The sequence below is a fragment of the Syntrophobacter fumaroxidans MPOB genome (assembly GCF_000014965.1).
Lineage (GTDB): Bacteria > Desulfobacterota > Syntrophobacteria > Syntrophobacterales > Syntrophobacteraceae > Syntrophobacter > Syntrophobacter fumaroxidans.
Genome location: NC_008554.1, coordinates 4,052,487 through 4,070,497, shown reverse-complemented (window position 1 = coordinate 4,070,497; position 18,011 = coordinate 4,052,487). Strand labels below are relative to the sequence as shown.

The following is an 18,011-nucleotide window of genomic DNA, read 5'->3' as shown; positions in this document are numbered from 1 at the left end:
GCTCTCGGCCTGAGCGTGTGGCCGAAACTTGGGGGGTGCGGGGGAATCATTCCCCCGCTCTTTGGTGCTTGAAAAATCCATCTTGAACGCAATTATCCATGCCCCCTGCGACACCCGCGAAGCATGAAAACAGACTCACCCGGGAATCTATTTTCTAGGTAACTTCGTATGAGTTCCCCCCGGGGGCAGCAACGGCGATGCATATTTTCGGGCTTCGCCGTGAGTTCCGCTCCAGGCCCGCGGCGCGTTGCGCTCAACCCGGAATCAGTCGGATCGCCTGACGGATTCCCAGAAGTTGTAGGTCAGAGTCCTGATTCGGAAATCGTCATCGTGCATGGTCAGCTCCATCAGGATCGAGCCCCTGGATTCCACGGTGGGTTCCCCCTTGAACTTTACCGCCATCTCGAAGCTGCCGCTGACGATCATCTTCTCCCGGGCAAGCCTGAAGTCGGCAGGGTGGATTTGATAACGAATTTTTTCGGCCCGTTTGAAATTGGAGATGTACGTCGAGAACAGATGATCGAGCGACTTGCCGTTTTCAACGGCGTTCGGTTCAAAAAAACCGAACAACCGGGTAGGATTTCTGTTCTCGTATGCCGCGACATACCGCCTGATAAAATCGTGCGCCCGAATACTCATCTCGTCGATTGACGGCATGGGGGCGTCCGTGAGCGCATGATTTTCGATTGTTCCCGGCGGAGCGTCCGCAGGCAAAGCCTGCCGCTTCGTATCCCCCAGGTCGCCCGGACGGCGTTTTCCAACCTGTTTCGCATCCTTGACCATCTGGGGAACGGCCCTGCCCTCCATTTTGCCCGCAACTCCCCGGGTCCCCGCTTCCGCCTGCCTCACCGGCTTGATTTCCGCTCCTTTGCCCTCCCTTGTCTTCTCACCCGTCACCTGTCTTTCGGTCTTCCCCTTTCGCTTCACGGAACCGGCAGTTTCCGCAGGAATGGGCTCTTGCAAGGTTTCGCCGTGTTCCGGCAATCCCATCGAACCCTGTTCCCCGTTCTTCGGTCCGATTTCAGACTCCGGACCGATTCGTGCCGCGCGAGTCTCCGTCTCACCCCGCCGTGACGCCGACTCCGCAAGATCCCGCGGAATACCGGGCGGCTCCGGGGCTCCGTACGCATCATCCCTGAAAGCATCCACCGCCTTTCCGGATTCGACCGTCTCCGCCGGCGCCGCAACCGGCGCATTCGCACCGTCACCCGACGGTTTGTCCGATGATGGCGGCGTACCCGCACCGGGAACGATCCCAGCCGCGGCGTCCGTCTTCCGAAAGACACGATCCTGCTCGAAACCCGCTGCGCGCCTTGACGCGAGATCGCCGGGCGGCTCCTCGATCACCGCCGGTTCACGGGTTGGAGCGATGTCGTATCCGTGATCCGGCTGCGCGGCAGGAGGTGTTTCCGCAATGTCGTTCGGCCGGGTTTCTCCCGAAATCGCGGGTTCCGCCGAAGACGGGACGTCCTCTCTAATTGCGATTTCGACGGATTTGACGCTCGAGAACGGATTTTCATCCTCCCGTGCTTCGCCCGCCTGTTTCACCCGGTAATATCTGTCGGTCAGCAGGTATTCATAATCGACCCAAAAGCAGAACAGCAGCAGAATGAGGACGGGAATTCCAAGCTGCCAGAGCTGCCTGAGCCACCATCCATTGCCGACGGCATTCAACTCCTCCTCTGCCTGATCATCCAGCCAACCGGGAATCGCCGACTCGGCATCGTACCGTTCCCGGCGCTTCTCGTCCGAGAGGACCTCGTACGCTTTGCGAATTGTCCTGAAGCTCTCGGTCGTGTCAGTATCGCCCGGGTTCAAATCGGGATGATACCTGAGACTGAGCTGCCTGAAGGCCTTCTTGATCTCATCCCGGCCGGCGCTCGGTTCAACGCCCAGGATTTCGTAGCAGCTCAAGTCGGGAGACGTCAAACCGAGGGAATGAAGGACCAGGTGGAGACGTGCACTGAAACGGTCGGGGCGTATCTGATGCAGGCGGCAGAGCCTCGACAAGCGATCGCGTTCTTCGTCCGAGGCGGAGTTTGAGCGAATCGCGCCGTCAATCCGCTCGGCCTCCTTGAGCAAAGCGGAATCGGAAGTGATTTTCGCAATAAGCCGGTGTGAGTTCTTTTCTCCCGCGAGCAGCCGCACCAGGACTTCCAGAGCGTCATTGCGCCCGCGCATAGAAAAAGGCGGCATATCTCCTTCTTCCCCTGCCTGTCCGAGCTATTCCACAGTTACGCCATCCAGCCAGTAGTCACCACTTATCTTGTTGTCGAACCTCAGACTGTCTTTCCTCGACACCTTGACCGTGATCGCCTCACAGGCGTCGGGAACAGCCACTTCGAGCTCCTCTTCGGTCCACGGGGTGGTGCCCCCAACCGGCGAAGTGGCGACATTCAAACCGCTGCAGCGGTAGCCCGTCACCTCCAGGAATACCCCCTTGTCGGTCGTCAATGCACTGCTCCTGCGGAAGAAATGCAGCCGGTAATTCCGCCCGGGTTCAACCGGAACGGTTTGAGACACATGGTGGAACGCCACATTCGCGGTACCGTTGAACCGGATGTGGAGGCAGCCGTCCCCCGAGGCGCAGCCCTGCCGGGTTGTTTCGATGATGGCCGCCGGCGTTTTCCCGAAGCGCCACCCGAATGCCGTGTTGAGCGGCTCGGTCCGGAATTCGCCGTCACATACCCCAAGACCCGTGGAACCGGTGATTTCCCGCCACAATTCCTTGGCCATCTTCATCCGGTCGTTTTCCATGAGGAACTGGCAGAAACGCAGTCCCAAGTCTCCATCCACGGGCACCCGCTCCTCTTTCATACGTTCCCAGAGCCTCACGGCCAGGTCCGTTTCCCTGGAGCTCAGCAACTGCTCGAAACACAACTTCCGATTTTCAGCCGTAACATGGAGAATAATCCCGTTCCAATCCCGCCAGAACGTGTGCGCAAGGAGAAAAGCCTCATTCCTGCGATGCGGCAGCCTGGCGAGGATGTAGTTGAGCGTCTCCGCGAAACGCTTTTCGTCGCCCAGATCGAAGGCCAGCAGAAACTCCTGCCATTTCCAGGTGCTCACGTGGGAAATAGAAGGCAAAAGCAGATCGCACAGCTTTTGTGTCTCCTCTTTGCGTCCCAGCACGGCGTGGACTTTTGCCAGAGCAAACCATGCTTCGATCAGAAGCGGATCTTGAGCGACGGCTTTCCGAAAGTAGGCGGCGGCCGTTTCCATGTCGAGATCGACAAAATACTCGTAGTTCCCTTTCAGATAAAGCACTTCGGAGAACAGGTTCCCGGAGGTATGCTTCAGTTCGAATGCATAGTCGTGCCCGGCCATTCTGTTCGTCCAGACTCCGAACCATATCAGGCTTCCGGACATCCCCAGGAGCAGCAGGGTCGTCAGAACACGAAAGAGGAATCCCGTGCGTTTCATGCTCTTTCCTGAGGAGGATGTTCGGGAAGACTCTCGGGTGGCGAGCCGTACGCCTGCTGATAATAGTAATGGTAGTATTTGTAATACTTGTAGTAATAGCCGCCCAAATGGTGCCCGACGTTGAGCTTGTTCACCAGGCATCCCAGCAGATTGCCGCGCACGTTGTACAGGCTTCTGCGGAACATCCGGAGGGCTTCACGGTGGGTGTGTCCAAGGATGCTGACCAGAATCACCCCGTTGACATAGTTTCCCAATACGAGCACGTCGGCGAATCCGACCGCCGGAGGCGCATCGAGAATCACTCGGTCGAAGCTCTCCCCCAAGGTTTTCAGGATGTCGCGCATCCGGTTGGAGGCGAGCAGTTCCGCGGGATTCGGAGGTATGGGCCCCGAAGGAATGAAAAACAGATTCGGCGTGCCCGTCGTCTGAATCGTCTCCCCCACATTGCAGATCCCGCTCAAGAGCTGGCTCAGCCCCTTTTGTTTCGATCCTCGGCCGTTGGAGAAGACTTTGTGGAGCCTCGGCTTTCTCAGGTCGGCGTCGATCAGCAGCACCTTTTCATCCGACCCGGCGAAAGCCAGCGCCAGGTTCGACGATATCGCGCTCTTCCCCTCGGCGGCACTGGTGCTTGTGATGAGAAAAGTCCTGGGCGGCTGATCGACGGGACTTGACAGCTGAATCGACACCTTGGCCGTCCTGATGGACTCGGCAAAACTGGATTTCGGCCTGGTTTTGACCAGGGAATCCAAATCGTGCAAATCTTCGTTCTCAACGAGAGGCAACACGCCCAGCACGGGAATGTGGAACCGGTCCGTGATTTCGTCGACACGTTTCACCGTATTGTCCAGGTATTCGAGGAAGAACGATATGCCTATGCCGCCGATGAGGCCGATCACGATGGCCAGAAGCAGGTTTCGGCGCACGTCGGGCTTATAGGGCGAAAGAGGTAGCGATGCGTATTCCACCACCTGGATGTTTCCCAGCTCCGTTCCCACATTGGCGTCAATCTCCTTGGAACGTTCCAGAAGGCTCTGGTGGATGAGCTTGCTGGTCTCGACCTCCCGTTCGAGAATCTTGAACTGGGTGGCCCGATCGTTGAGTTCCATGGCCAGGTTTTTTTTCTCTTCCGCCTCCTTTTGCAGAGCCTCTTCTTTTTTCAACGAAGCCAGATAGTCGTTCTTCAACGAGTGCTGCATGCGGTTTTCTTCTTCTTTGATCTGCTTCTCGATGTCCACCATTCTGGCTTTGAGCGTCTTCAATTTCGGATAGTCGTCCTTGAATATCGTGTACATCTCCTGGTACTGCCCGGCCAGGGCCACGTAATCGGCGCGAAGCTTCTGCAGCATCTGGCTTTCCACCACGATCGGCAATGCCGAGACTCCGCTTTTCAGGCTCTGCAGGTAGACGGATTCTTTTCCGATGCGTTCGGTTTGAGACACCGTCAGTGCCTTGTTGACCTCCTCGAGCTGATGGTAAATCAGATTCAGGTTGGAACTGAGCGAGACGATACCGGATTTTTGGGCAAAAGCATTCAGATTGCTTTCCGCTCTTTCGAGCTGGATGCGGACCACTTCCAGCTGTTTTTCAAGTTGTTGTTTCGCCGAGCTCGCCGCATCCATTCTTTTGTCCATCTGCCAGCTGATGAATTCCTGGATCAGAGTATTGACGAAGTCCCGGGCCTGCGCCGGATCGGTGGAGCTGAACGAAACGTTGACCAGGGTTGTGTCCCGCTCGGGATGCACTTCCAGATTCCCACCGACCCAGCTCTGCATTCCCTTTTCTTTCTTGAGACTTGCAATGGACGGATCGGGAGTCTTTTCCACCGCCTTGCCGAATTGCAGCGATTCGGAAAGGCTCTTGCGAAACCTCTCGATCAATCCTTCGGCCTTGGCTTCCCGGCTTCGAGCCGGATCGGTCTCCAACAGGTTCATCTTTCGCAAAACCCGCTGGGCGAGGGCGCCGCTCTGCAACAGCTTCACCTGGGTTTGCACGAAATCCCTCGTGAAAAACATCTGCCCGCCCGTGATATCCTCGAACTTCGTGACCTTGGGAAACCTCGGGCTCATTTCCAGCCGCCCGCTCGCCCTGAACACCGGTTTCATGCTGAGGCTCACCACCAGCACGGTCATGAACACGGCGAACAGGAAGGTGAGAATCAGCCACTTGCGTCTTAGAATGATCTCCAGGTAGTCCCGCAGATCGGCGGAATCCTCGAATTCCGGCAGCGACTCCCTGGTTTCCACGCTGGGCAGATTCGCTCCGTAGACGGAGACGGGATGCTCCTGTCCGGGACGTTTTTCGAGTGAATCGTTCATGCGTTGCTCCATGCAATGGAGTCAGCGAACCGTTTGTGACCCGGTCGACAACACTGATCGTCGAGATTCAGGGAATACCACCCCGGGGTTCGACGGACGACCGAAGGCGGCAATGACCCGCATCCCGGGACTCGACTTTCCGGAAATGCTAAACAGCTTTCGACTTATTTTCACAGCCGGGAAACCTAAGGCCCGGCCTTTCAGGGAACCTCGTCCGTCGAGGGAGGATTCGCCCCGGCGTACTTTTGTTACATCGACGCAATTCAATATTTTGCATAACTTTTTTCTCAATAACAGCTAAAATATTGCCGAGTATCATGGAAAAACAAACACGTTTCAAGACGAGAGTGGATTCTCTTTGAAAACGGCAGCGATTCTATGGCGATGTACGTGGGAGTCTTACTGAAACTTGAGATGTGACTCGTTAGTGTCTTGACTCGAAGGTAATCATTGAGTACAAAAGCGGCATTGGGGTTGGAGTCTGGTCTGATGAAACGGAGGAGGCCCGCATCGATGAAATTCTGTCCCGGAATCATTGCCCTGCTTCTGGTCTTCTCTTTGGTCGTCCAGCCCGTCGCGGGATATGCCGGTTCGAACGCCCGTCTCGTCCCTTCGGGGAAGGTCAGCGTTCTCCACGGCGGCAAGGAAGTGAGCCGGTTTCGATCCGAAATGCCCCTGCCGCAAGGCATCCTGATGGCCTGCAACGGAAACTGCGTGGTGCAGAGCCGCGATGTTCAGATGGTGGTTCACGATAAGGCGGTTTTTGCCTTGATTGAGGACAATGGCCAGTGGGACCTGACGGTAAACTCCGGACGCGTCGATTTTGCCGTCCGCACTGAGGGGAAGCCGATTTCCTTTCATACCCCCCACGATCTGGTTCAAACTCAGCGGATGATCGTACCTGCCGGGAGCGAAGGGCTCTTGAGGGGGCACATCATCGTGGAGGCGAAGACCACCGAACTGGGTGTCGACCAGGGAGCCATGCAGGTATTGAGCCGTAACGGCGTCGACCTGATCCAGGAGGGTCACTCCATCGTGTTGGCCCAGGCGGAGATGTCCGCATCACCCCGGGAAGACGGCAAGGATGCTCGACCTGACGCGGGAGGATTTCCTCTTTCCGCTGCGAGTGCCGTGGCCGGCCCCGATATGTCCACGATATGGATCGCAGGGCTGACCGCGCTCGGCATTCTTGGGGGCGCGGTGGCTCTGAGCGCCGATACCCACGGCAGACCGGTCAGTCCCCAGTGATCCGGTTCCCGTTATCGAGATGAAGTCGGAAGGGCGGTATCCATCGTGCGTTGTGGATGCCGCCTTTTGCATCCATCCCGGGCAAAGGATGTCCTCATCATGAGTATCCCGTTTCAGCACGTCGGATTTTGCGGACTTCGGGCCTTTGCGGCCATTGCTTTATTCGCCGCGGCCGTCGCCGGATGCGGCACTCCCAAAGGGCCGCCGCCCACAGCCAACGTCGAGGTTCTGCTGGCGGATGAAAGCGGATCGAGAAAGGAAATCGGCGAAATCAACCAGAAACTGCTCGCCTCGGTGAGCACGGCGCCCAATCTGCGGGACTATGTATTGGGCGAAGGGGATTTGATACAAGTCACCGTGTTCGAGGCCGAGGAGCTGAAAACCGAAGCCCGGGTCGGGTCTCGGGGCTTTATCACTTTGCCCCTCCTGGGACCGGTTCTGATCAAGGGCCTCACCACACGTGAGGCGGAACAGAAAATCGAGGACCTCTACAAGAGGAAATATCTTCAGAGCCCTCACGTCAGCATTTTCGTCAAAGAGCAGTTGGCCGGCAAGATAACCCTGCTCGGCGCGGTCAAGAATCCGGGGGCGGTGCCCTACCTGACCCGCCAGCGTCTGCTGGACTCGCTTGCGGGCGTAGGCGGTCTTTCCGAGAAGGCCGGAAAGATGGTCCAGGTGCGGCGTCCCAACGATGACCCCAAGCTGCAACCGATGGTCTTCATGATCGATCTGGACGAGATCATCAAGCAGGGGAACACGGATCTCAACATCGAAATCCAACGCGGCGACGTTATTTTCGTCCCGGAGGCCGGTACGATTTACGTCGACGGCGCGGTCAAGAAACCCGGCAACTATCCGATCTCCCAGTCCACGACTGTTCAGGAGGCGATCGTCATGGCAGGCGGGTTTTCTCTCACGGCGGATGAGGGAAACATCAAGCTGGTCCGCGTGATGCCGAGCGGCAAGCGGGAAGTGGTGAAATTGAGCATATCGGACATCCAGCAAGGTTCCGCCCACAGCATGTCGGTGAAGGACAGGGATGTGCTCTTCGTTGAGACCAACACGCCCAAGGCGTTGCTCTACGGACTTCGGCTCAATCTCGGCGGGGGATTGTTCGGTATCGGCTATGATCCGCGAAGCGGAACGGCCTATTAGCGTGAAGGCCGGTCCGGTCGGCGGTTCAATCGGTTGACCGTTCGTCGACCCGGCACGACCCGGGGACCGGCATACATCCGGCCTCAACCGGGGAAGTCGCGCCGCCGACCGGCCAGGGACCGATTGATACCGCCGGGCATGGAGGATTTTCGGAATGCGACGCGCGTGAGGTATCCCCGGAGCCACGCTCTTCCCGTGACGGTCACAATATGCGCAGTTCCTCCGAGGCGGGATTGAGCGATTCCAGCCCGTCGTGCCTGACGACGTAGGTATTTTCCAGGCCGGCGATCCCTTCCCCCGGCAGGATGAACTTGGGCTCGAAGGCGAAGGTCATGCCTTCCTGGAGAACCAGGGTCTGCCCCCGGGCGATGAGCGGAAACTCATCGACCTCCAGCCCGAGTCCGTGCGCCACGAAGGGTGCCCGCTGCTCCCCGGTTCCCATGAACCACTCATCCCATCCCGCCTCCCTGACCCATTGCCACACCGCGTCATGGAGCTCTCCCGTCACGGCTCCGGGTTTCGCCGTTTGTCGAAACCGTTGATGGATCAGAGCGGACAGGCGGTATGCTTCCTGCAATCGAGCAGGGGGAGCGCCAAGCGAATAGTCCCGGGTCTGGTCGTTCAAGTACCCGTGCCAACAGGCCATGGTATCGACGCTGACCAGTTCGCCCGGTCGGATTCTCCTCTCGCTTGCACCCTGCGCGAAGGCCGGTGAGAACCCCTCGCCTCCCGTCGGAGAATCGAAATAGGACGGCGTGGCGGCTTCCGGACCCGAGAGGAGATGTCCGAACACAACCTCCATGTTGAAGGTCCTGCAGCGGCCGAGGCCGAGGTGTCCGGCCCTGTGCGCCACCATTTGCAGTTCGGCGGACAGCTCCACTTCCGAAATGCCTTCGCGAAGTACCTGGGGGACCGCATCGGCAATTGCCTTCGAAATGATGCCGGCCAAGCGCATCATCTCCAGTTCCCACTTTGATTTGATCGTCCGTATCCGGCGGATCAGGAGACTGACATCGACGATCTCCTGGTCGGGAAACAGTTTCTCCCTGTACATGAACAGGAGATTCGCGGGAAGCACGTCCAGTTCCATGCCCAGTCGCCGCGGGACAAACCCCTTGCAGGCCGCTTCCACCACGGGAGGAAGATCGGACAGGCTTTGTAGAGGAACCACGGGGCGAATGGGCGAAAGGCTTTCCGCGCGATCCACGTCGCGCCTCACCAGGAAAATCGGCTTCCCTGAAGCAGGCACGATAAGGTGGGCGTCCTGGACGGTGCCGGTGAAGTAGTACAGGTCTGTGTTCTGTCGAACAACCGCCGCGTCCACCCCGCTCGTCGACAGCAGTGCCTGAAACATCCTCAAACGGGCGGCAATTTCACTTTCGGGGACCTGAAACAATGTTCAATACTCCTCTTCGCTGAGGTGGTGCGACCGTCGTCGCCACTGGGGCCGAAGGGCGGAGAGTCGCGACGCATCCGGATTTGCGCCTGTGTTGGAACGACGGCGACGACCATCCGGCATCGTTGCCGGTCCACAGCCCGTTCCGGTTGGCGGGTCCGTGCAAACGGCGGCAGGAAAACGCGTCAATGCACGCCCTCCTTCCACCCGAAAGGCCTGGCGGATTTCTTGAGCAGCGGCATGAGCGCCAGTAGGCTTAAGGTGGCGATGGCGAGCAACAGAAAAGTATCGTTGAAAGCCAGCATACTGGCCTGGCGCAGAACTTCCCTGTAGGTCATCACAAGCCCCCCCGTCGGGCAGGATGCCTGCGGCTGATTCATCTGCAGCCATGAGCAGACCTGATCGAAGTAGGTCTGAAAGGCGGCATTGAAGGGAGTAATGTACTCCGAAAGATGCGTCTGGTGCAATTGCGACCTCTGTGACAGCACGGTCGTGCTGAACGCCACGCCGAAGCTGCCCCCAAGGTTGCGCAACAGGTTGAAGATGCCCGACGCATTCCCCATCTCCTCCCTGGAAATGTTCACATAGGCCGCTGCGGCCAGGGGTACGAAGAACAGCCCCATCCCGAATCCCTGCACGAAGCGCGGCCATGCGACGGTGTAGAAATCCGCCTCGAGATTGAAACCGGACATCATCCACGTGGACAAAGCGGTCGCCACTAGTCCGATGGACAGCAGGTACCGGGGCTTCACGCCTTTTTTAAGCAGAACGCCGACAACGGGCATGATGAAAAAGCTGGCGAACCCTCCCGGTCCCAGCACCAGCCCGGCCCAAAGCGCCGTGTAGCCCATGAGTTGCTGCAGGTAGAGGGGCAACAGCACGATGCTCCCGAACAGGCAGAAGAATCCGAAAAACATGATAACGGTCCCGGCCGCGAAACTCCGGTCTCGCAAGACCCTGAGGTTCACCACGGGATGTTCGGCGTTGAGTTCCACGATGACGAACAAAACCAGCGAGAGCGCGGCAGCGATGCTGAGGACCACGATGAAATGCGAATTGAACCAGTCTTCGCGTTCACCCTTGTCCAGAACGATCTGCAGGCAACCGAGCCCGACGGTCAACAGAAAAAGCCCCCAGGTGTCCATTCTGAACTGGGTTCGGCGCAGATAGGGCGGATCCTGGATGAAGAGCACCACCAGGAATAGCGCCAGGATCCCCGCCGGAAGGTTGATGTAGAACACCCACCGCCAGCTCCAGTTGTCCGTTATCCAGCCCCCGAGAACGGGCCCCAGTATGGGAGCCAGCACAACCCCCATCCCGAAAGCCGCCATGGCGATGCCGTGCTCCTTTGGAGAAAACGATTCCAGCAGAATGGCCTGAGACAGCGGCTGCAGCCCGCCTCCACCCAACCCCTGCAGGATTCTGCAAAGAATCAGCACTTCCAGGGAGGGCGCGGCGCCGCAAAACAGGGAGCTGAGCGTGAAGATGACCACGGAGAAGATCAGGTAGCGCTTGCGCCCGAACACGCTTGCCAGCCAACCCGTTATGGGAATGATGATCGCGTTGGACACCAGGTAGGAGGTCAGTACCCAGGTCGACTCATCCACGCCGGCATTCAGGCTGCCCTGGATGTGCGGCAGCGAAACGTTGACGACGCTCGTGTCCATCACCTCGATGAAGGTCGGCAGCATCACCGTCAAGGCGATGGCCCACTTGTTCGATCGAGATGCTTCGAAGGCGTCGTTCATGGTTTCAGGGCGCCGCATTCGAGGGAGGTTTCACGGTATCCGCCATCAGCACGGGACCGCTTCTGTCCGAGGTATCGACGGTCACCACCAGCGACAGCCCAAGCCGCAAAGGATGGTCGCGGGGCGGCGGTCCGTCCAGCAGTATCCGGACCGGAACGCGCTGGACCACCTTGATCCAGTTACCGGTGGCGTTCTCGGCCGGAATCAGCGAAAACGCCGCTCCCGTCCCCGCCCGGATACCCGCCACCTTTCCGGTGTAGGACCAGCCGGGGTAGATGTCCGCCCTGATGCTTGCCGGCTGACCGAGACGGACGTTTTTCAGCTGGGTTTCCTTGTAGTTCGCTTCGACATAGATGTCCTGGAGAGGCACCACCGCCATGAGGGGCTGTCCCGGCTGGACCCTCGCCCCGACCTGGACGCTCTTCTGCGCGATGAATCCGTCGATGGGCGCCGTGATCGTGCAGTAGGAAAGATTCAGCCGGGCAGCCTCGAGCTCGGCACTGCTCTTGTCTCTGCCCGCCCTGAGCGAGGCGAGCCTGTACTGCTGAATTTCGACGTTGTCCCGGTCGCTCTGGGCCACCTGAAACTGGGCTCCCGCCCGCTCCACCTGCTGTGTCGCAGCAGCCAGCGATGCTTCCGTTGCCAGGATCTGTGAATCGGCTGCCGCCAGTTGCGCCTGTGCCTTTCTGAGCGCCGTCAGGGCTTGTTCCTGCTGTCGCCGGGTCCCTGCACCCGTCTTGTACAGGTTGTCGAAACGTTCGAAATCTCTCTGGAACTGGGCGAGATCGGCGGCCACGGCCGAACGAGTGTTCTTGAGCTCGCCAAGCCGGTGCCGCGCTTGCGATTCCGCGTCCCTGGCCGCCTTGAGAGCCGCTTCGGCGGCCCGGGCCTGGCCTGAGGTCTGGGCGTCGGTCAGGGGGACGGAAATCTCCGCGGCCCGGACCTCCGCTTCATTTTGGTTCAGAGCGGCCTGCGCCCTCTCGACGGCGACCCGATAATCGGTGGGATCCAGCTCGACCAGCACCCGGCCCTCTTCGACCCGGCGGTCGTTCTCGACCAGAACCCGGATCACGGTTCCGGGCACTCTCGCACTGATCGGGGCAGGATCGACCTTCGCATAGGCGTCGTCGGTCGTAACCCGGTTGCGCATGAACAGCCACCAGTAAACCCCACTCATCAACCCGGCGACAACGCACACCCACACGGCCGTTTTCACGCGCCTCGCGCGCACTCGATTGGGCTTGGATTCCGTTTCCGGATTCTGGTTTTCCGCCATGTCGATTCGCCTCTTTTCTGGACTGAACGGCGACTGAGTCCCTTGCGGGGATCGTCGTCATTGCGTCGAATCGCCCCGCACAGGGGGTTCGAAACGAAACGGGAACGTCTTCGCCATCATTCCGACGGCAACCGGGCTCCGGGAAGCGCCTCCGCCTCCCGGCTTTTCCTGGGAGTGAAGAGTGCGGGAGGATTCCGTGCAATCGCCTGCAACACCGTGCACTCATTCCCCGTGCACGGAGATTCAGGGCACCGCCGCAGCGTGGGAAACTCGTGTTCCGGGACTCAATCCCGGTGCACGGGGATTCAGGACCTTCCGGTTCGGACCAGTCGAATCAGGCCGGCATGGTCGAGCTCCGACAGGCTCCCGACAATGTGGTCTGCATCCTCGAGGCTCCCCCGCGGGAAGGAATTGGTGATCCCTACAACATACATGCCGGCCGTTCTGGCGGATTGGATACCGGCCGGAGTATCCTCGACGGCGACGCAATTCCTCGCGTCGAGAACAGCGTGCCCGCCAAGGACTCTGACCTCGTCGAGGGCCTTGATGTAGGTTTGCGGATCGGGTTTGCTCCGTTCCACGTCATCGGCGGCGACCAGGATCGAAAAACAATCCTGCAGCCCAAGGGAAGCCACGAATGCGCTCACTTCATGGCGCAGCGCACCGGATGCCACACCCAGAAGCACATTGTGGCTGTGGAGCTCCCGGACCAATTCGATGACCCCCGGAAAGGTGGGCACTCCATCGGCGACGATTTTCCGCAGCGCTCCGTCCTTCGCATCGACGAGCTCGGCCAGGGTGCGCCCATCCAGGTCGCGTCCGGCTTCTCGAAAGGCCTCCCGGAAAGCGTCCCGGTCATCGAAACCGATGTAGTGCTCCAGGTAGCGGGCGTAGTCGTGACCGAGGCCCAGGGGTTTCAATACCTCCTGGAGCGCCCGATAGTGGAGGGGTTCACTGTCGACGAGCACGCCGTCGCAGTCGAATATGACCGCTTGAAGCTCAAAAGAGGCTCCCACGTCGAAAACATTTTGCATGACCGGCACATACCGAATATTAAGATTTGTGGTTCTGAAAACTGAGACCTTCTCGAAACGGTACTCAACATGTTAACTATTGACCTGCACACATTCACAATCTCAGGATGCGTTTTTTAGCATGTTTTTCGGTTTACGAAAACTCTCCAGTTTCGGGCATGTAACACCATGGTCCTTATGCGGCTCGCGCCGGGCGCAGGCCGGCTCCCCCCGGGCTGCCCGGAAATGCGAGGGGAGTCGGCACCTTGAAGCCATGAACCCGTCCGTTCGACTTCAGGGCGCCGCGCCGGGTTTTGTCTCGCACCTTTCTTGAACGGGAAACGGATTCCGTGCTGTCCGTCCACGCTGTTGCAAAGTTCATCGGCGACAGGAAGCTCTTCGCCGACGTTTCCTTTTCCACCCTCCCCGGTGAAAGGATCGGCCTGATCGGTCTCAACGGGACGGGAAAGTCAACCCTTTTCCGCATCCTGCTTGGAGAGATGCCCCCGGACGCCGGTTCCGTGGTCCGGAGCCGGGGACTCACCATCGGGCATCTGCCGCAACAGGTTGTGCCGACAAAGGACAAGACCGTTCTCGAATACGCCATGGACGTGCACGAGCAGCTGCACGACCTCGAATCCGAGATGCACGCCATCGGCCGAGCGATGGATATGGAAACGGACCCCGAACGCAGCCGGGAATTGGCTTTGCGGCACGCACACGTCAACGAGCAACTGGAGCGCCTCGGGGGCTACGACCTCGAGGCCCGGGCGGCCAAAATCCTGGCCGGCCTGGGCTTTCGAGATTCTCGCTTCGGCACGGCGGTTTCGACGTTGAGCGGCGGGTGGATCATGCGACTGGAAATCGCCCGACTGCTCTTGTCCGGCCCGGAGCTTCTGCTGCTGGACGAACCGACCAACCACCTCGACCTCATGTCTTTGCTGTGGCTGGAAGACTATCTTCTCTCGACCACTTCGGCGATGCTCATCGTTTCCCATGACCGTTCCTTTCTGAACAGGCTGGTGACCAGGGTACTCGAGCTCGAGCAGGGCCGTCTCCACGAGTACGCCGGAAACTACGATGCCTACCTGGAGGAAAAGGCACGCCGGCGCGAGGTCCAACTGGCCTCTTATCAAAATCAGCAGGATCGCATCCGTCAGGCCGAACGTTTCATCGAACGAAACCGCTATCGGAAATCCACGGCAAGCCGCGCGCAAAGTCGACTCAAGGTGCTGGAGAAGATGGAAAGGATCGAAGCCCCAGTGTCTCGGGGGGCCGAAATCCATTTCACCTTTCCCGCCCCGGCGCGGTCCGGCAAACGCGTTCTGGAGCTGCATCAGGCGCGCAAGGCCTACGGAGCGCACCTCGTTTACTCCGACCTCGAGCTGGTTCTCGAAAAGGGAGACCGCATCGCGTTCATCGGCGAAAACGGAGCGGGCAAGAGCACGCTTCTCAAGATGTTGGCCGGGGCGGAACCCCTGTCGGGCGGAGAACGTATCGTCGGGCACAACGCTTTCATCGGCTACTACGCACAGCATCAATGGGAGCAGTTGCGCCCCGAATGCACCGTGCTCGAAGAAGCCGCTTCGGTTTCAGGCGACATCCCCGCCTCTCAGCTCCGGGGGCTCCTGGGCGCCTTTCTTTTCCACGGTGAGGACGTTCATAAGAGAGTATCGATTCTGAGCGGCGGCGAGAAAGCGCGTCTCATTCTCTGCCGGCTGCTTCTTCAGCGGCCCAACGTGCTGCTCATGGACGAACCCACCAACCACCTGGATATCCCGGCGCGCGAAGTCCTCGAGGGGGCCCTGCGGGAATACCGGGGCACCATCTGTTTTATCAGCCACGACCGGCGGTTCATCAACAACATCGCAAACAGGATCCTGGTTGTCGAACGAGGCAGAATCCACATTTTCCCTGGCAATTATGACGATTACCGTGACATATGGAGCAAGCGTCTCGAAGACGACCGGTTGCGGGAGGACGCGGCAGCGACTGCGGGAGAGGGTGAAAACCGGCGGCAGAGCGGCTCCGCCCGCAAGGAGCAGGACAGGCGCCGTATTGAAGCCCGGTGGCGAAATGAGCTCTATCAGGCAAAGCGGCCCCTGCAGGAGCGCTTGGAGCGGGTGGAGGCCGAACTGCAACAGGCGCATCGGGATCTGGACGCCTTCAACCAACTGCTGGCCGCGCCCGATACGTACCGTGACGGCGCCAGGGTCCAGGATTTGCACAAGGACTACAAGTCCTGCCAGGCCAGGATCGCAGAGCTCACGCAGGTCTGGGAAGAAAACGCCCTGATGCTGGAAGAAATCGAGGAGAACTTCTGGAAAGCCAGAGCGCACAACGGCCCGGGTTGAACCGTTGTGCCGACATGAGGGGAGATAGCGAACCTATGGACATCCATCGTTTGGTCGTCTTCTGCAGAGTCCTGGAGATGGGAAGCTTCACCAAAGCCGCCGAAGCGGTCTGCCTGACTCAGCCGACGGTGAGCGAACACGTCCGGGCGCTCGAGGAGACTCTGGGCGAGAAGCTCATCGACCGGCTGGGACGTGAAGTACTCCCGACTCCCGCCGGGAAGATCCTCTACCAGTATGCCCGGGACATCATCCAATTGCGCGACGAAGCCGTCCAGGCCCTGGAGAAGTTCAAAGGCAACCTTTCGGGCGCGCTGCTCATCGGGGCGAGCACTATCCCGGGCACCTATGTCCTGCCGGAATTGATCGGATCGTTCAAGAAATCCTACCCCGCCATCCAGATAACATTGCGGATTACGGACAGTGCGGAAGTTGTGGCAAGAACGATCGACGGCGGCGTGGAATTCGGGGTCATCGGCGCACGCCTGGAAGACAGGAGAATCGTTCTGGAGGAGGCGTTTTCCGACGAACTGGTGCTCGCCGTCTTCCGCGACCACCCATGGGCGGTCAGGAAGTCGGTGAGCCTCGAAGAGCTCGCCGGCGAACCGTTCATTCTGAGGGAGCGAGGTTCGGGCACGAGGATCGTGATGAACCAGGCCCTCGAAGCCCATGGATTTTCTCCGACCAAGCTGAACATCGTGGCCGAGATGGGAAGCACCGAAGCGATCCGGCAGGGCATCAAGGCCGGGATCGGCATTTCCATTCTCTCTCACCGGGCTGTCGCCGAAGACCTTCGGCATGGTTCGCTGTTCGCCGTGCCGCTGGCCGGAATCCGTTTTTCGCGGCCGTTCTTCCTGGTCCAGAGAAAGAACCGGCAGATGTCTCCCCTGTGCTCGGCTTTTCTGAACCACCTCAGGTTCCAGGCCATGAAGAACGAGACGAGCTGACACGGAACCGCATTCAATTCGATGCACGGCGACCGACCCGCGGCACAGGGCCTTGTGCCCGGCTTTCATGCGCCCGCAAGGGATTGTTCCGCGTTGTCCTGCCTGCCTTCTGACGCGGTCTCGAGCGCCGATTCGCACGATGCCGGGCGCCGCCCGTGCACCGCGGCAAGAATGAAAGCCGCTTCCCGACGCTCGGCGCAGTGCGCTCCTTTATGCGACTTTATCTTCCGCCCGACTCTTTCAGCGCCTTGCAAAGCTCAACGAACTGGCCGGGGGTCAATGCATCCGGCCTCAACCCGGGGGCGACCCCGCATTTCGCGAAGACATCCTGCAATCCCCCCCCTTGGCCCCCGTAGGTTCCCTTGAGGCTGTTGTGCAGGGTTTTGCGCCGTTGCTGGAAGGCGATGCTGACCAACCTCCTCAGCAAGCCGAAAGGCGGCAGGTCCGGCGGCAGGGGATGCTTGAAGTCGAGTCGGAGCACCATGGATTCGACCTTGGGAGGCGGATAGAACTGCTGCGGACCGACCGTGAAAAGCCGTTTGACTTCGGCGTACACCGCCAGCAGTACAGACAGCACCCCATAATCCCTCGTGCCGGGGCTCGCCGTCAGACGGGCGCCCACCTCCTTCTGGACCATGAATACCGCCCGCTTCACGGCTTGAACGGAATCCAGCAAATGGAAGAGAAGCGGCGACGTGATATTGTAGGGAAGGTTGCCCAGCACCACCAGGGGCTGCCCGGCAGCCTCCGCCAGGGCGTTGAAATCGAAGGTGACAGCGTCCTGCCGGTGCAGCCTGACCTGCGAGCCGGCAGGCAGGTTCTCTTCCAGGTACGTCGCCAGATCGCGATCCAGCTCAACCAGGTGCAGACGAGCGGCCAACGGCAGTATGAACCGGGTGAGGGCGCCCAACCCGGGACCGATTTCAACCACCGTGTCCGACGCATCGAATTCGGCACACCTTACGATCTGTTCCGCGGTAGCCGAGTGATCCAGGAAATGCTGCCCGAACCGCTTTCTGGGGCGGGTATCCCGCAACCGGAAATACTGCCGTGGAGTCGGGAACGGCTCATGGTTCATAGTTTACAGCTCATGTTTTTCGGCCTGCATGATCCAGGGCCTGCCCCCGCGCCGGAAACCG

General features: G+C 59.6%; 12 protein-coding genes. 4 read left to right on the top strand and 8 right to left on the bottom strand.

Features of this window, described 5'->3' with window-relative positions:
* Nucleotides 1–264: 264 nt before the first annotated feature.
* The 3 genes from SFUM_RS17170 to SFUM_RS17160 are packed head-to-tail and all read right to left on the bottom strand — an operon-like array spanning nucleotide 265 to nucleotide 5,738.
* Nucleotides 265–2,196, bottom strand: a complete 1,932-nt coding sequence (locus SFUM_RS17170) for a J domain-containing protein (RefSeq protein ID WP_011700121.1) — start codon at nucleotides 2,194–2,196, stop codon at nucleotides 265–267.
* Between the two features lie 27 nt (nucleotides 2,197–2,223).
* Entirely contained in the window at nucleotides 2,224–3,423 is a 1,200-nt protein-coding gene (locus SFUM_RS17165; protein ID WP_011700120.1) for a tetratricopeptide repeat protein, read from the bottom strand.
* Nucleotides 3,420–5,738: a GumC family protein gene (locus SFUM_RS17160; RefSeq protein WP_011700119.1), complete on the bottom strand. Its 2,319-nt coding sequence runs from the start codon at nucleotides 5,736–5,738 to the stop codon at nucleotides 3,420–3,422. Before SFUM_RS17160 ends, SFUM_RS17165 begins: the two co-directional genes overlap by 4 nt.
* A 513-nt stretch (nucleotides 5,739–6,251) precedes the next feature.
* Between SFUM_RS17160 and SFUM_RS17155 the strand changes: the two genes are divergently transcribed.
* Nucleotides 6,252–6,986 carry a hypothetical protein gene (locus tag SFUM_RS17155; protein ID WP_041440831.1) on the top strand — a complete coding sequence of 245 codons (735 nt, stop codon included), beginning with the start codon at nucleotides 6,252–6,254 and terminating at the stop codon, nucleotides 6,984–6,986.
* Between the two features lie 99 nt (nucleotides 6,987–7,085).
* Nucleotides 7,086–8,141 (top strand): SLBB domain-containing protein, encoded by a 1,056-nt coding sequence (locus SFUM_RS17150; protein WP_011700117.1) that lies wholly within the window; start codon nucleotides 7,086–7,088, stop codon nucleotides 8,139–8,141.
* 202 nt (nucleotides 8,142–8,343) lie between these two features.
* Here SFUM_RS17150 and SFUM_RS17145 read toward each other — a convergent pair whose 3' ends face one another.
* The 4 genes from SFUM_RS17145 to SFUM_RS17130 all read right to left on the bottom strand — a co-directional run bounded on the left by SFUM_RS17145 (nucleotide 8,344) and on the right by SFUM_RS17130 (nucleotide 13,595).
* Complete coding sequence (locus SFUM_RS17145) at nucleotides 8,344–9,537, bottom strand: M24 family metallopeptidase (protein WP_011700116.1); 1,194 nt, start codon at nucleotides 9,535–9,537, stop codon at nucleotides 8,344–8,346.
* A gap of 185 nt (nucleotides 9,538–9,722) precedes the next feature.
* Entirely contained in the window at nucleotides 9,723–11,285 is a 1,563-nt protein-coding gene (locus SFUM_RS17140; protein WP_041443013.1) for a DHA2 family efflux MFS transporter permease subunit, read from the bottom strand.
* 4 nt (nucleotides 11,286–11,289) lie between these two features.
* Nucleotides 11,290–12,561, bottom strand: coding sequence for an HlyD family secretion protein (locus SFUM_RS17135; RefSeq protein WP_011700114.1), 1,272 nt, complete (start codon nucleotides 12,559–12,561; stop codon nucleotides 11,290–11,292).
* Nucleotides 12,562–12,866: 305 nt separating this feature from the next.
* Entirely contained in the window at nucleotides 12,867–13,595 is a 729-nt protein-coding gene (locus SFUM_RS17130; protein WP_011700113.1) for an HAD family hydrolase, read from the bottom strand.
* Between the two features lie 329 nt (nucleotides 13,596–13,924).
* On the opposite strand from SFUM_RS17130, the gene abc-f reads away from it, so the two are divergent.
* Nucleotides 13,925–15,928, top strand: a complete 2,004-nt coding sequence (abc-f, locus tag SFUM_RS17125; protein ID WP_011700112.1) for a ribosomal protection-like ABC-F family protein — start codon at nucleotides 13,925–13,927, stop codon at nucleotides 15,926–15,928.
* A gap of 35 nt (nucleotides 15,929–15,963) precedes the next feature.
* Nucleotides 15,964–16,872 carry a selenium metabolism-associated LysR family transcriptional regulator gene (locus tag SFUM_RS17120; RefSeq protein ID WP_011700111.1) on the top strand — a complete coding sequence of 303 codons (909 nt, stop codon included), beginning with the start codon at nucleotides 15,964–15,966 and terminating at the stop codon, nucleotides 16,870–16,872.
* Nucleotides 16,873–17,092: 220 nt separating this feature from the next.
* Here SFUM_RS17120 and rsmA read toward each other — a convergent pair whose 3' ends face one another.
* Nucleotides 17,093–17,950, bottom strand: coding sequence for a 16S rRNA (adenine(1518)-N(6)/adenine(1519)-N(6))-dimethyltransferase RsmA (gene rsmA / locus SFUM_RS17115; protein ID WP_011700110.1), 858 nt, complete (start codon nucleotides 17,948–17,950; stop codon nucleotides 17,093–17,095).
* Nucleotides 17,951–18,011 lie beyond the last annotated feature (61 nt).